Annotated in this window: 12 protein-coding genes and 1 pseudogene; 10 read left to right on the top strand and 3 right to left on the bottom strand. The window is 43.7% G+C overall.

Annotation, left to right across the window (positions count from 1 at the left end):
* Positions 1–64: 64 nt before the first annotated feature.
* Complete coding sequence (locus FTU19_RS11860) at positions 65–535, bottom strand: Lrp/AsnC family transcriptional regulator (RefSeq protein WP_004784091.1); 471 nt, start codon at positions 533–535, stop codon at positions 65–67.
* Between the two features lie 361 nt (positions 536–896).
* Here FTU19_RS11860 and FTU19_RS11855 point away from each other — a divergent pair, with 361 nt between their 5' ends.
* Positions 897–2933, top strand: coding sequence for a hypothetical protein (locus FTU19_RS11855; protein ID WP_180131371.1), 2037 nt, complete (start codon positions 897–899; stop codon positions 2931–2933).
* Positions 2934–2989: 56 nt separating this feature from the next.
* Here the strand turns inward: FTU19_RS11855 and FTU19_RS11850 are convergent, their stop codons facing one another.
* A complete protein-coding gene (locus FTU19_RS11850; RefSeq protein WP_180131368.1) occupies positions 2990–3754 on the bottom strand; it encodes a glutathione S-transferase family protein in 765 nt (254 codons plus the stop codon).
* Between the two features lie 381 nt (positions 3755–4135).
* Here FTU19_RS11850 and FTU19_RS11845 point away from each other — a divergent pair, with 381 nt between their 5' ends.
* The 9 genes and pseudogenes from FTU19_RS11845 to FTU19_RS11805 all read left to right on the top strand — a co-directional run bounded on the left by FTU19_RS11845 (position 4136) and on the right by FTU19_RS11805 (position 13443).
* Complete coding sequence (locus tag FTU19_RS11845) at positions 4136–5338, top strand: SfnB family sulfur acquisition oxidoreductase (RefSeq protein WP_373684969.1); 1203 nt, start codon at positions 4136–4138, stop codon at positions 5336–5338.
* 11 nt (positions 5339–5349) lie between these two features.
* Positions 5350–6573, top strand: a complete 1224-nt coding sequence (locus tag FTU19_RS11840; protein ID WP_180131362.1) for an SfnB family sulfur acquisition oxidoreductase — start codon at positions 5350–5352, stop codon at positions 6571–6573.
* The gene (locus FTU19_RS11835) at positions 6573–7997 is read left to right on the top strand and encodes an LLM class flavin-dependent oxidoreductase (RefSeq protein WP_180131359.1); all 1425 of its coding nucleotides are present in this window, start codon (positions 6573–6575) and stop codon (positions 7995–7997) included. The genes FTU19_RS11840 and FTU19_RS11835 overlap by 1 nt, the downstream gene beginning before the upstream one ends.
* 19 nt (positions 7998–8016) lie before the next feature.
* A pseudogene (locus FTU19_RS11830) lies at positions 8017–8847 on the top strand (MetQ/NlpA family ABC transporter substrate-binding protein).
* 9 nt (positions 8848–8856) lie between these two features.
* Entirely contained in the window at positions 8857–9699 is an 843-nt protein-coding gene (locus FTU19_RS11825) for a MetQ/NlpA family ABC transporter substrate-binding protein (RefSeq protein ID WP_180131357.1), read from the top strand.
* A 10-nt stretch (positions 9700–9709) separates the two neighbouring features.
* Complete coding sequence (locus FTU19_RS11820; RefSeq protein ID WP_180131385.1) at positions 9710–10780, top strand: methionine ABC transporter ATP-binding protein; 1071 nt, start codon at positions 9710–9712, stop codon at positions 10778–10780.
* A complete protein-coding gene (locus FTU19_RS11815; protein WP_159123258.1) occupies positions 10761–11420 on the top strand; it encodes a methionine ABC transporter permease in 660 nt (219 codons plus the stop codon). The genes FTU19_RS11820 and FTU19_RS11815 overlap by 20 nt, the downstream gene beginning before the upstream one ends.
* 111 nt (positions 11421–11531) lie before the next feature.
* Complete coding sequence (gene ychF, locus FTU19_RS11810) at positions 11532–12623, top strand: redox-regulated ATPase YchF (protein WP_005236355.1); 1092 nt, start codon at positions 11532–11534, stop codon at positions 12621–12623.
* A gap of 205 nt (positions 12624–12828) precedes the next feature.
* Complete coding sequence (locus FTU19_RS11805; protein WP_180131354.1) at positions 12829–13443, top strand: superoxide dismutase; 615 nt, start codon at positions 12829–12831, stop codon at positions 13441–13443.
* Between the two features lie 526 nt (positions 13444–13969).
* Here FTU19_RS11805 and FTU19_RS11800 read toward each other — a convergent pair.
* On the bottom strand, positions 13970–14464 hold the full coding sequence (locus FTU19_RS11800; protein ID WP_159123256.1) for a hypothetical protein: 495 nt from the start codon (positions 14462–14464) through the stop codon (positions 13970–13972).
* Positions 14465–14559: the final 95 nt, after the last annotated feature.

Below are 14559 nucleotides of genomic sequence, written 5' to 3'. Positions count from 1 at the left end.
TTCTATGAGATCAAAACGCACCTTCGGGTGCGTTTTTTATATGTGTTAAAAAATGCCTGGAATTTTAAACCTTATTTAAAAGACCACTACAGTTAAAAACATTATATTCCTTGATCACAAAGCTGGAATGCAGTGCTACGACATGCTCGATCTTGCCGATTCGGCTTAATAGAATCTGACTATAATTTTCCATATCACGTGCCACAACTTCGACAATAAAATCCGCAGACTGTCCTGTCACCAGGAAAGCATTAATGACTTCCGGAATATTTTCTAATTCTTCTAAAAATTTGGCAAAAGTATCGCTATCATGCTTGCTTAAGGAAACCTGCAACAGCACATGCAGACTAAAGCCCAATTTTTGATAATTAATCTCGCGCTTCAAGCCACTGATAATATTATGATCGATCAAATGCTTGATCCTGCGGTGTACCGAACTCACAGATAAATTTACTCTCTCCGAGAGTTCATTCAGATTGACATCTTCATGGGTCAAAATTTCAAGAATGTGCTTATCAAAACGATCTAATTCCATCTTTAATCTCTTGCCATTTTATTCAAATACATCATTGTTTTGCTGATAGTATTGATAAATTTTTCATAAATTACCAGTTATTTGAAAAAAAATGCCAGAAACATCTCAATAACCAGTTTTAAACCATGTTTATGGTTATTCGTCGTATAAAACAAATTTTCGATAAACGTCTCTTTTTAAATAAATCATTCTTATTTATCACTAAACTATTTATGAATAAAAACTATGACGCTGATAACTGGATTTTCAAAGCATGATTAATCCAACTTAGATTTACACTTGTATAGAAATTGAATAAGAATTGAGCGGTTTATCTAAAACACACAACAAACATAACAAGATAAAAATTCGCAAAACGATTATGGCTTTTAGTATTCTTAGTTCAATTAAAACTAAACTCAGTCCAGTGCTCACGACAGAGATACAAAATACGAGTTTACTTGGTGGTTTATTGGGTGGCAGTGTTTCTGGCATTATTGGTTCTATTACAGGTTCTACCCCCTCTACCCCTTCCCTAGATTCTCTCTTAAACAGCCTGCTTTCTGGCAAGAGTTTAGCTTCCAGTTCCCTCACTGATTTAATTAGCCAATTTACAGGCTCAAATGCTTCTAAACTTGATATCAACAGTTTAATTAGCCAATTAACGAAAGCCAATGGTGGCAGTTTTGACATAGGTTCAATCAGCAATCTACTTGGCAGTTTAATGGGTAGTAATACATCAACCCTGGATTTAAATGCAGTTATCAAATTGGTCAGTGGATTGATGGGTGGCAGTACTGGTAATCTAGATCTTAGTAAAATTGCTGAACTGGCTGGCAACTTATTGCAAGGTGGCGACCTTGATCTTACCCAAATCACTCAACTGCTGAGTGGCCGGATTGGAGGTACTGGTGGTCTTGGTGGAACAGACATTGGTGCCATCGTCGGTATCGTCAGTGGTCTCATCCAAGGTGGTGATATTGATATTACTCAAATCACCCAACTATTGAGCGGTCTGATTGGTGGCTCTAGTGGACTTAATGGTATTGATATAGGTTCAATCGCTGGCTTAGTTAGCAACCTTATTGGTGGTAATGGCGATATCGATATTGCTCAAATTGCTGAACTGGCTAGTGGTTTAATTGGTGGTTCTGGTGGATTAGGCGGCATTGATATCGGCGCAATAGCGGGTCTAGTCGGCGGCTTGATTCAAGGCGGTGACATTGATATTACGCAAATCGCTCAACTAGTTAGCGGCTTAATCGGTGGCTCTAGCGGATTTGATGGTATTGATATCGGAGCAATTGCAGGCCTCGTCGGTGGCTTGATTCAAGGTGGCGATATTGATATCGCACAAATTGCTGAACTGGTTAGTGACTTAATTGGTGGTTCTGGCGGACTTGGCGATGTAGATATTGGTCAAATTGCCAACCTAGTCGGTGGTCTCATCAGTGGCAATGCCGCTAGTGATCTCGACATCGGTGCAATTGTTGACTTGATCAGCGGATTGATCGGTGGCTCAACAGGTAGTTTAGATACCAGTTCAGTCAATCTGTTAGCCAGTAACTTAATGAGCAATGCAAGCAGTGACCTTGATATCGGTGCTATTACCAATTTGCTCAGTGGTCTAATCAGCAATTCAGGCAATATCGATACGGGCACCATTGCGCAAACTGTAACGCAAAGCCTGATGCCACTGCTTGCATCGATTGATACAGGTAACTCATCCATTGATATGGATCAACTTACCCAAGTTTTACCAACAGTGGTTGGTAGTGTGACTACATTGGTATCTGCAATCAGTTCTGCAGGTTCAGGTAATGTGCCAGACACCATCGCAGATGTACTAAAAGGCATCAATCCACTGTTGAATCTATTAGCGAATAGTGACGTTCTTGACGCTGATCAGGCAGAAATCGTGAATTCTCTTTACGATGTCTTGAATGGCGTACAAGTGGTGCTGGATTTTGTGAATAACCCATTACTGCTCACCTTATCCAGCGACCTCAACAATGTGATTACAGCACTAAAACCAGTGATTGCGCTGATTGATAGCGAAGGTCAATTCTCGGATCTTCTGGATGGTGTTCAGTTTCCTGAAATTGGCGACCTGCTCGGGTCACTCGGTTCTGGCGTGCCAAGCTTAGAGGGTTTAGGTTTGGATGCATTCACGGATAGTCTTGGCAATTTAGTCGGTAACAACTCGTCCCTACAACTGCCTGATCTTAGCGAATTGATTTCCGGCATTAGTAATACTGATACGGCTACGAATATCAGCATTACTGAAATCCTCCCAACCATTAAAGAAACTATTACCAATCTCTCAAGTGGTAGTTCCCTGCCGAAGTTTGACTTTAGCTCACTGCTCAGTGGCTTCAGTAAAACAAGTGATATTGATCAAACCAGCCCTTGGAGTTAATTCTAATCTCATAAAAAAACGCGCTTTATGCGCGTTTTTTTATTTCATTTTTAATTTTATACACCGCGCCAATCAACACGGGCATTGCGCTCATTACGATACATCTTTTGAATATATTGCCCTAATGGCAACTCAGCCAGATGACTTTGATATTCCCGGTATTCATCCGACATCGATTCAAAGCTTTCCCTCTCCCACGGCGTTCCCGGAATAGCCAATAGAGGAGCCAAAATAGAACAAACCGCAATATCGGCCAGAGAGAAACGCGAACCGACGAGATAAGGTCCTTCTTTTTCCATACGGATCTGATTAAGCTGCTCAACCGAATCCTTGATAAATTGTTTGGACTGTTCCAGTGTTTCTTCAGTCAAGGCATAACCCTTGGTCAAAATGGTTTTTAGCAATGGCTTGGAGAATTTTTCAAACTGGCGCAGATAGCCTTTTTCTCCAATCAGAATATCCATCGATTCATGGTCATGCGATAAAGCCTGAGCCAGCATCCAGCGACGCACATGGCGGCCTAATTCTTGGATGATTTCATCAATATCTAGTGCCTGCTGACGCAAGCTTGCTTCTGCAGGTAGCAGACGGTGTTCAGGATATTGCTCATCCAGATATAGAGCGATTTTGGTCGAATCCGCAATCCACCGTTCCTGATCACGCAGAATCGGTAAACGGTTTTGTCCAGTTTTCAGGCGGGCAAAGGCACGATGGGCACCCGGCATGAGGTTTTGCGCGACATATTCCAGCTCTTTGTAATCCAGCATCCAGCGTGCCTTTTCACAAAAATGAGAAAGTGGAAACTGGTATAAGATGCGCATAAATTCTCCATGCTTGTTTTTAGGTTAGATCGCATTAAAACCATCTAATTTAGTCGGATACTTTAGTCACCCTAGCCTGGAAATACAATGAACTTTTTATTCAAAATAAAGATGTTGCTTATTCAGCACGACGATGAGTATTTTTATACATTTTTTTGTCTTGATTATCTATAAAGCAGATATGCACTGCTTTAAAAACATCTATTAAAATTAAGAAATTATTCAAAATCTATTTAATTTTAATCAGTTACTATATTCCAAATTTATAAGAATCTAGCAGTTTTTATCTTAAAGAGCTTTTTTTATAAGCTTTGCAAAAGCAATTGCTTAATTACATAAAGCTTTCGCTGTAACGTTTTGGCATCGATTGAGGATGTCATTATGTCTCGTTTAACTTCTGAAAAAGTTCATATCATCGAAAATGATCTTGACGCGATTAATGCTGCTTATCAGGTTGCAGACTTTGCCCTGGAAGGCCGTAATCAGCGTGATCAGCAACGTCTATTACCTTTTGCTGAGATTGACCTGTTCAGCCAGAAAGGCCTGGGCGGCATGCGCATTCCGAAACAGTACGGCGGTGCATTTGTTGTCAATAAAACCCTGGCGCATGTATTCCGGATTATTAATAAGGCTGACTCAAGTGTCGGGCAAATTCCGCAGAACCAGATCGCATTACTCAACATGATCGAGATCATGGGCACAGAAGAACAAAAACAGTTTATTTATAACGAAATTCTAAAAGGTAAGCGTCTGGCGAATGGCGGTCCAGAGCGCAATACCAAAGATACCAAGACGCTTGCCACCACTTTAACATTTGAAAATGGCCGCTATTTTGTGGATGGCGAGAAATTCTATTCAACTGGTAGTAGCTTCGCGCACTGGTTAGCGATTAAAGCGATTCATCCAGAAGGCCATGTAGTACTAACCATTGTCGACCGCAATGCTGAAGGTGTGGAAGTGATCGACAATTGGAATGGCTTTGGTCAACGCACGACTTCGAGTGGTACCGTCAAACTTCAGCATGTCGAAGTTGATCCGCTATTGATTTTTGATGAGCGTCTGTTAGGAAATCAACCAAGCTACCGCGGTGCCTATTCCCAATTGATGCAGGTCGCGATTGATGTCGGCATTGCCGAAGCTGCTTTTGCCGATACGCTGACTGCCGTACAAAAAGCACGTCCAATTGTCGATGCTCAAGTCGAAAAAGCCAGCTTAGAACATTATACCCTGCAGGAAGTTGGCAAATCTTCTGTGCTGCTCGATGCCGCGATTTTACTGCTGGATGAAGCCGCTGAATATCTGGATGAACTGGATCAGCTGGAATCTGTGACTGATGAGCAGGCAGCCAAAGCCTCAATTCTAGTGGCTGAAGCCAAGGTCTATGCCAACGATGCTGCGCTACATATCTCGGAAAAATTACTGGAATTGGGTGGAAGTCGCTCCAGCCTCAGTCAGCACAATCTGGATCAGCATTGGCGTAATGCCCGTGTGCATACCTTGCATGACCCGATCCGCTGGAAGCTGCATGCACTTGGGGATTATTACCTAAATCATAAACTCCCTGCCCGCCACGCCTGGATTTAAGGATATTTGCCATGACTTCATTTCAAAACATTAGTCCATTGCAGTCAGAACAGCTGGCACATGCGCACATCATCAAATCTGATGAAGAAGCACTAGAAATTGCCCATAATCTGGCAGAGCAGTTCAAGATTAATTCAGTACAACGTGATGCTGAACGTATTCTGCCTTTCGAAGAAATCGAGGCTTATAGCCAGTCCGGACTCTGGGCGATTACTGTACCTAAAGAATATGGTGGTGCAGAAGTGTCTAGCTATACGGTGGCACAAGTCATTGCCCTAATGAGCGGTGTGGATGGATCAATCGGTCAGATTCCGCAAAACCATTTCTATGGTCTCGAAATCCTGCGCAATAACGGCACGGAGGAACAAAAACAGAAACTCTATGCCGAAGTCTTAAAAGGTGCTCGTTTTGGTAATGCCCTAGCTGAATTCAAGACCAAGACTGCTGCACAGCGTCAAACCGCGATCCGCAAAACCGAGCAAGGTTATGTCATTAACGGCGAAAAATTCTATTGTACTGGCAGCCTGTTTGCGCATCGCATTCCAACCCTAGTGGTGGATGAACATGAACAGCAGTTCTTGGTCTTTGTGCCGCGCAACAGTGAAGGCCTGACCCTAATCGATGACTGGAGCGGTTTTGGTCAGCGTACCACCGGCAGCGGCACAGTAAAATTTGACAATGTGCAGGTGCTTGCAGAAGATGTCGTACGTTTTGATACAGCCTATTCCCGTCCAACCATCTCCGGCCCTTTCGCTCAATTGTTGCATGCCTCGATTGAAACCGGCATTGCCCGTGCTGCTTTTGAGGAAACCTTGAATCGCGTACGTCAGGCGCGCCCGTGGATTGATTCAGGTGTGGATAAAGCCATGGATGATCCGCTGACCAAATTTGAACTGGGTCGCGTGGTCGCTGATGTGCGTGCTTCTGAAGTGTTACTGAAACAGGCCGCACGTTCTGTCGATGCCGCCAAGGTTGCTCCGACTGAGGTCAGTGTTGCCAAAGCCTCTCTAGATGTAGCCAAAGTGCGTGCACACAGTTCTGAAACCGCATTAAAAGCATCATCGAAGCTGATTGAACTGGCTGGCAGTCGTGGTAGCCAGCGCGAAGATGGCTTGGATCGTTTCTGGCGCAATGCCCGCGTGCATACCCTGCACGATGCTTCACGCTGGAAGTACTATTTCATCGCTAATTATTTGCTGAATGGCGTACTGCCTCCACGCCGGGGGACATTGTAATGACAAATACTACAATTAGCTCGAAAGCAAAAAAAATCCTACTGAATGCATTTGATATGAACTGCGTGGGTCATATCAATCATGGTCTGTGGACTCATCCACGGGATGAATCACACCGTTTTAATGAGCTGAGCTACTGGACTGATCTGGCAAAAACGCTAGAAAAAGGCCTGTTTTATGGTCTGTTCATTGCCGACATTACTGGAGTCTATGACGTCTATCAAAACGGCATTGATCTGACACTAAGAGAATCGATTCAATTACCCAGCCATGATCCAAGCACACTGGTATCTGCCATGGCAGCAGTGACTGAGAATCTCGGTTTTGGCGTCACGGTGAATCTCAGTTATGAATCGCCATATCAGTTCGCCCGTCGCTTTGCCAGCCTGGATCACCTGACCCATGGCCGTATCGGCTGGAATATTGTCACCGGTTATCTGGACAGTGCACAACGTCTGATTGGTGAAAATGGCCTGAAAGACCATGATCTGCGCTATGAACAGGCCGAGGAATTTTTACAGCTGTGCTACAAGTTCTGGGAAAGCTCCTGGGAAGATGATGCTGTCTTAAAAGATAAGCAGCAGCGTATCTTTACTGATCCAGCCAAGGTGCATCAGATCAATCACCAAGGCCAGTTTTATCGCAGTCAGGGCGTATTCCAGGTTTCCCCTTCTGTTCAGCGTACGCCGGTACTATTCCAGGCTGGTGCATCACCGCGTGGTATGGCTTTCGCTACCCAGCATGCTGAAGGCATGTTTATTGGTGGTGACCATCCGGACAAGATCAAGAAACAGGTCGATCAGATTCGTCGTCAGGCCACTGAACAAGGCCGTGATCCTGAAGCGATCAAGATTTTTGTCGGCATTACCGTCGTGACCGCTGAAACGGATAAACTGGCACAGCATAAACTGGATGAATACCGTGCTTATGCCAGTCCTGAAGCTGGTCTTGCGCATTATTCAAGTTCTGTCGGGATTGACCTGTCCAAATTCGCTGATGATGAACCAATTCCTTACAAGAAGACCAATAGTATTGCGACGGTTAATGACAAATTTAAAGAGCAGCAGATCACACCCAATGACCTAAAAGCTCAACATGAGCTGGGTGGTCGTTATCCACTGATCGTAGGTAGTGGCGCAACGGTGGCAGAAAAACTGATTCAGCTCATTGATGAAACTGGTATCGATGGCTTCAACCTGACCCGCACGGTGGCACCTGAATCACATCAGGATTTTATCCAATTTGTGATTCCTGAATTACAGCAGCGCGGACGCTATAAAACTGAATATGAACAAGGCAGTTTCAGACACAAACTGTTTCAGCAAGGTGACCGCTTACCTAGCGCGCATCCAGTGCAGCAATTCCGATGTCAAAGCTCCGCCTCAACAGCGAACACGAACCTAAAGCAAAAACAATCAGCATAAATTTATTTTGAGGTGCAACATGGCACAAACCGTTAAAACAAAATTCACCGTTATTGGGGTGATTATTGCCGCCGTGATTATCGGACTAGTGGTGTGGAACCAGCAAAAGAAATCTGGTTCGGATGAACTGGTGATTGGGATCAGCCCATCTTTTGCTAAACCTTTACAGGTGGCAGCAATTGAGGCCAAACAACAAGGTGTAAATGTCAAACTGGTCGAGTTCTCAGACTGGAACACACCAAACATCACCCTGAATCATGGTGACATTGATGCTAACTTTTTCCAGCATCAGCCATTTTTGGATAATGCGAAGAAAGAAACTGATTTTAAAATCAAGGCGTTTGCCAAAGGTACAGCAACTCATGTTGGTCTATATTCCAAGAAAATTAACAGTCTGGATGAACTTAAAGACGGCGCGAAAGTTGTGGTGCCAAACGATCCAGTTAACCAAGGCCGTGCTCTATTGTTATTACAACAAGCGAATCTGGTCACATTAAAAGATCCAAACAATCATCTATCTAGCCTGAAAGATATTGCAGCGAATCCGAAGAACCTGCAGTTCGTTGAAGTCGAAGGCCCACAAACCGCACGTGCCATTGATGATGTTGATCTGGCATTCGGTTACCCGCATTACCTACGTCTGGCTAAAACAGCTGATCCAGAACAAGCATTGCTATTTGACTCTAACTAAGACAACCGTTACGCGATCCTGTTTGCCGTACATGAAGACTATCAGGACAAAAATGACAAGCTGAAAAAATTTGTTGAAATCTATCAGAACTCACCTCGCGTGAAGGAAGCATTAGATGCTGACTTCGGTGCGAAACTCTGGTTCCCGGGCTGGAAATAAGGTGTAGTTATGACACAAGTAAATTCGTCAAATTCGAATGCAAAGAAGTGGATCATTGGCGGCGTCATCCTCGCACTTATTCTTGGTCTGGCGGCTTACCGTTGGACCAAGGGTCAGCAGCAGGAAGATGTACTGACCATTGGCATTAGCCCACCTTATGCAGACTTATTGCAAAGTGTGGCTGATGAACTGAAACCGCAAGGTATTAATGTGAAACTGGTTGAATTTTCCGACTGGCATGCACCCAATGTCGCGGTACAAAATGGTGATATTGATGCCAACTTTTTTCAGCAAAGTGTGTACTTAAGAAATGCCATTCGCGAAACCAACTTCAATCTACATAGCTTCGCGCCCGGTACGGGTAGCCATGTCGGTTTATATTCTAAGAAATATAAATTGCTGGATGAGTTACCACAAAATGCCCGTGTGGTCATTCCAAATGATCCGGTGAATCTGGCACGTGCCTTGATCCTTCTTAACCGTGCAAAACTGATTGAACTGAAAAATATCAACAATGAATTATCAACCGTTAAGGACATCAAGAATAATCCTAAACAGTTGCAGTTTATTGAAGTTGAGGGCCCACAAACGGCGCATGCCCTGAATGAAGCAGACCTGATCTTTGGTTATCCGCATTATCTAAAACTTGCTAAAGCAGCAGATCCACATGATGCTCTGTTCCTGGATCCAATCGACAAGAAATACGCCATTCTGTTTGTGACACGCAAAGACTATGAAGATAAAAACCAGAAACTGGCGACTTTCGTAAAAGCTTTCCAGAATTCTGAAAAAGTCAAAGCAATTCTGGACCAGGATTTTGGTACTGGTATGTGGTTTGAAGGCTGGAAATAAGGTGAATACTATGGTGAGTTTTGGTTCTCAGGTGGCGTTTTCCGTCCCACATATCAAAATCCGTGACCTGAACAAATACTATGAGGTACAAGGCAAATCGGTACATGCCTTAAAGGACATCAATCTGGATATTCCTGAAGGTAAAATCTTCGGGATTATCGGGAAAAGTGGCGCAGGAAAATCTTCGCTGCTACGTACTTTGAATGGTCTGGAACAGATCAGTGAAGGTCATATCCATATCCATCAGCAGGATCTGGCTGGGCTCACCCATGCTGAACTGATCCAGCTACGTCAGCGCATTGGCATGATCTTCCAGCACTTCAATCTGATGTCAGCCAAAACCGTCTGGGAAAATGTAGCTCTGCCTTTAAAAGTTGCAAATTATAAAAAATCAGACATTGATGCGCGTGTAAACGAAGTACTGCAACTGGTGGGCTTAAGCGATAAGGCACAGAGCTATCCTTCCCAGCTATCCGGTGGACAAAAACAGCGTGTCGGCATTGCTCGCGCGCTGGTGCATCACCCGGAAATTCTACTCTGTGATGAAGCCACTTCTGCACTGGATCCGGAAAGCACTTCCGTGGTGTTATCACTGTTAAAAGAAATCAATCAGAAACTTGGTATTACCATTGTGCTGATCACCCATGAAATGCAAGTGATCCGTGAAATTTGCGATCAAGTCGTCGTGATTGAAAAAGGTGAAATTGTTGAAGCGGGTGAAGTCTGGTCAGTGTTTTCCAATCCACAGCAGCAAATTACCCAGGAACTGCTGAATCTGGAACAGCTGGAACTGCCATTTTCGATCAGTCCTGAAGTGACAACAGATACCACGCATAGCATTATCAAACTGCGCTATGCCTCTAGTGTTCAGCATTCACCAGATTTGAAAGTGATTTTCGAACAGTTCGAGCATCCGGTGCATCTCTATCAAAGTCATATCGACAGCATCCAGAATCATCTGGTCGGTAGCCTGATTGTCGCAGTTGCCGATCTAAATCTGGATACTGACTTACTTCAGCAAAAACTAAAACAACACATTGCACAGATTGAGGTGATTGGCTATGCACGACCAACTCATTGATTTATTACTAACAGGAACCACCGATACCCTCATCATGGTTGGTGTATCCGCAATCGTTGCCTTTCTGATTGGTTTACCGATGGCAGTAGTACTGGTCAGTACATCTGAACACGGGATCTATCCATCCAAACCCATTAATCAGGCTCTGGGCTGGATTGTAAATATTACCCGTTCGGTGCCTTTCCTGATTTTAATGGTCGCTTTAATTCCCCTTACCCGCTGGATTGTAGGCACCAGCTATGGCGTCTGGGCAGCCGTTGTACCTTTAACGTTGGCCGCGACTCCTTTCTTTGCGCGTATTGCTGAAGTGAGTTTACGTGAAGTAGATCAGGGACTGATTGAAGCGGCTCAAGCGATTGGCTGTAACCGTAAGCAAATTATCTGGCATGTGCTATTACCTGAAGCTTTACCAGGGATTGTGGCCGGTTTTACCGTCACTTTGGTGACCATGATTAACTCATCCGCCATTGCCGGTGCTATTGGTGCCGGTGGTCTGGGCGACATTGCCTACCGTTATGGCTATCAGCGTTTTGACATGCAGATCATGCTGGCGGTGATTGTGGTGCTGGTGATTCTGGTCATGCTGGTTCAGGCCACTGGTGACACCCTATCGAATCAGCTCGATAAACGTAAAATTTAAAAACATCTATTTCATAAGTTTTCAACAAAGCACCCAGCCATGACCTGACTTTGTCATGGCTTTCATGTAAAATCACTGGCAATTTTTATATAACGCTGTGTGAGTTATTTCATGGGTTTTAATTGTGGTATTGTAGGCCTGCCTAACGTTGGTAAATCTACGCTTTTCAATGCATTAACTAAAGCTGCAATTGCTGCGGAAAACTTCCCATTCTGTACGATTGAACCAAACACCGGTATCGTGCCTGTACCAGATCCACGCTTGGATAAACTTGCTGAAATCGTAAAACCACAACGCGTGGTACCAACTACCATGGAATTCGTGGACATCGCGGGTCTGGTTGCTGGTGCATCTAAAGGCGAAGGTCTGGGTAACCAGTTCCTGGCGAATATCCGTGAAACTGATGCAATTGCTCATGTTGTTCGTTGTTTCGAAGATGAAAACGTGATTCACGTCAACGGTAAAATTGATCCGCTTGATGACATCGCAACGATTAACACTGAACTTGCTCTAGCTGACCTTGAAACTGTGACTAAAGCAGTGACTCGTCTGGCGAAGTCTGCAAAAGGTGGCGATAAAGAAGCTGTAGCCACTAAAGCCGTTCTTGAAAAAATCCTACCTTTGCTTGATGAAGGCAAACCTGCCCGTGCAGCAAATCTGGATGATGACGAACGTAAACTGGTACGTGGCTTTGGTCTGTTAACGCTTAAACCAACGATGTACATCGCTAACGTGGCAGAAGACGGTTTTGAAAATAACCCGCACCTCGATGCGGTACGTGAACTGGCAGCTGCTGAAAATGCAATCGTGGTTCCACTTTGCAACCAGATCGAAGCTGAAATTTCATTGCTTGAAGATGAAGACCGTGCCGAATTCCTGGAAGCAATGGATATGGAAGAGCCGGGTCTGAACGTGGTAATCCGCGCAGGCTATTCACTGCTAGGCTTGCAAACTTACTTTACTGCCGGTGTACAGGAAGTTCGTGCCTGGACGGTTAAAGTCGGTGCTACTGCGCCTCAAGCAGCGGGTGTCATTCACACTGACTTCGAAAAAGGCTTCATCCGCGCAGAATGTATTGCTTATGATGACTTCGTACAGTATAACGGCGAAGCTGGCGCTAAAGAAGCAGGTAAATGGCGTCTAGAAGGTAAAACCTATATCGTTCAGGACGGTGACGTTCTTCACTTCCGTTTCAACGTATAAGTTGAAGCCAAAGAAAAGCCCCGAATGATCGGGGCTTTTCTTTGGCTTCTTGCCATTTTCATACGCATCTTTACATTCTATTTATAAAAATCTCATCCCATAACATTAATGATAATAATTCTCATTGTATTTAATATAACTCAAGCGTATTTTAAAATTTAGTCGAAAATTCCACTCACTCAATCACGCTTAAGGACAATTAAAAATGAGCTATACCCTTCCCGAACTCCCTTATGCTTATGATGCATTGGAACCGCATATTGATGCTAAAACTATGGAAATCCACCATACCAAACATCATCAAACTTATATCAACAACATCAATGCAGGTATTGAAGGCACAGAATGGGAAGATCTTTCTGTGGAAGAACTGGTGAGCAAAGCCAATCAGGTACCTGAAGATTTGAAAAATAATGTGATTAATAATGGTGGTGGTCATGCCAATCATTCCCTGTTCTGGACAGTAATGAGTCCAGATGGTGGGGGCAATCCTCAAGGTGAAATTGCACAGGCGATCGACAAGGAGCTTGGCGGCTTTGAAGCCTTTAAAGAAGCTTTTACCAAAGCAGCCCTGACCCGTTTTTGTAGCGGATGGGCCTGGCTCAGCGTAGCACCTGATCAAACCATTATTGTAGAAAACAGTGCCAATCAGGACTCACCCCTCATGCATGGCAATACCCCGATTCTAGGTCTGGATGTCTGGGAACATGCGTACTATTTGAAATACCAGAACCGTCGTCCTGAATATATTGCCGCTTTCTTTAATGTGGTGAACTGGAAGGAAGTGAATCGCCGTTATCTGGAAGCACTTTCAACATAAATGAATACAGTAGGACGAAATCTCATGTCTTGGCACTCTTTACGTTTGCTCTGTGGTCTCAGTATTCTTTTGAGCGGAGCAGTGTTGTATCTAGAACGTCTGTTCATGTTGCTTTAAGACATGATCGTCTACTGTATGGGAAGCCTTATTCTGAGGCTTCTTTTAATTTTTGCTGTTTAAATTTTCTATAGGGAGATGGATTTAAAATTTAAGAACGCAATTCACAGACATTGACGCTATCAAAGCCATTGGTACATGGTGCCACTTCACACGCATGAGAAGCTTGTACTCCACTTACTAAAATAGTACTTAGACTTATCGCTAAAAACAATTTATTAAACATTTAAAATGACTCCAAAAATTAACTTTTATCTCTAAATCGCTTGATTATGAGTCAATTATAGGACTTTTTTAATGATTCAGGGCAATCTTTTTGATTTTAATTATTGTTTATTTATATAAATAGAATCGTTTTTTATAACAAAAAAGCGGAACCGAAGTCCCGCCTGAAGATTATAAAACCCGATTAAGACTGTTCAGCTACTGCATTACCTTTCTGCTTTGGATCAGTATTTCCCAGTTCAGGATGAGCAATAGCTCCCTGACATTGCTGTTTATCACGCTCATAGTCGGCCTGTTTCTGTGCCACGCTACTGCTATTTTCAACGGTGCTACGTGCCCAGATTTCCAGACTGGTTAACGCCTTGCGACATAAGGCATATTTTCCTTCCGTCACTGAGTCAGTCATTTTCACATTAATGCGCCAGTCAGTACTCAATTTACGGGCCGGTTGACGTACCTGAGCATCTATCTGTTCCATTTCCTTGTTATAAACCAGCGGATCGACTTCATTCATGAATTGCCATGCAGCATTGGCATAAGTGGTCGCATCATTAGAGAGTTTAGGTGCCGCTTTAATTTCGGCTTTTGGCGCTTGACTGTCATTTCCACAAGCTTGAAGAAATAAGGTGCTGCCGATTAAAACACCGACCAGCATTGCACGTGTCTTGAACATCAACATATCAGAATCGCCAGTTAAACATTTCGGCACTATGCTATTAAATTCGCGTACAATACACAATCTTGATTTAATCCCTGTTTTAACTCTCTCCCTCA

It is taken from the genome of Acinetobacter sp. YH12072, from assembly GCF_013419565.1.
In the GTDB taxonomy this organism is placed as follows: domain Bacteria; phylum Pseudomonadota; class Gammaproteobacteria; order Pseudomonadales; family Moraxellaceae; genus Acinetobacter.
This window is presented reverse-complemented; position numbering and strand designations above follow the sequence as displayed.

Bases quoted from the DNA above. Each gene is read 5' to 3' on its own strand.
- FTU19_RS11860 (WP_004784091.1), bottom strand. From the start codon at position 535: ATGGAATTAGATCGTTTTGATAAGCACATTCTTGAAATTTTGACCCAT.
- FTU19_RS11855 (WP_180131371.1), top strand. From the start codon at position 897: ATGGCTTTTAGTATTCTTAGTTCAATTAAAACTAAACTCAGTCCAGTG.
- FTU19_RS11850 (WP_180131368.1), bottom strand. From the start codon at position 3,754: ATGCGCATCTTATACCAGTTTCCACTTTCTCATTTTTGTGAAAAGGCA.
- FTU19_RS11845 (WP_373684969.1), top strand. From the start codon at position 4,136: ATGTCTCGTTTAACTTCTGAAAAAGTTCATATCATCGAAAATGATCTT.
- FTU19_RS11840 (WP_180131362.1), top strand. From the start codon at position 5,350: ATGACTTCATTTCAAAACATTAGTCCATTGCAGTCAGAACAGCTGGCA.
- FTU19_RS11835 (WP_180131359.1), top strand. From the start codon at position 6,573: ATGACAAATACTACAATTAGCTCGAAAGCAAAAAAAATCCTACTGAAT.
- FTU19_RS11825 (WP_180131357.1), top strand. From the start codon at position 8,857: ATGACACAAGTAAATTCGTCAAATTCGAATGCAAAGAAGTGGATCATT.
- FTU19_RS11820 (WP_180131385.1), top strand. From the start codon at position 9,710: ATGGTGAGTTTTGGTTCTCAGGTGGCGTTTTCCGTCCCACATATCAAA.
- FTU19_RS11815 (WP_159123258.1), top strand. From the start codon at position 10,761: ATGCACGACCAACTCATTGATTTATTACTAACAGGAACCACCGATACC.
- ychF (WP_005236355.1), top strand. From the start codon at position 11,532: ATGGGTTTTAATTGTGGTATTGTAGGCCTGCCTAACGTTGGTAAATCT.
- FTU19_RS11805 (WP_180131354.1), top strand. From the start codon at position 12,829: ATGAGCTATACCCTTCCCGAACTCCCTTATGCTTATGATGCATTGGAA.
- FTU19_RS11800 (WP_159123256.1), bottom strand. From the start codon at position 14,464: ATGTTGATGTTCAAGACACGTGCAATGCTGGTCGGTGTTTTAATCGGC.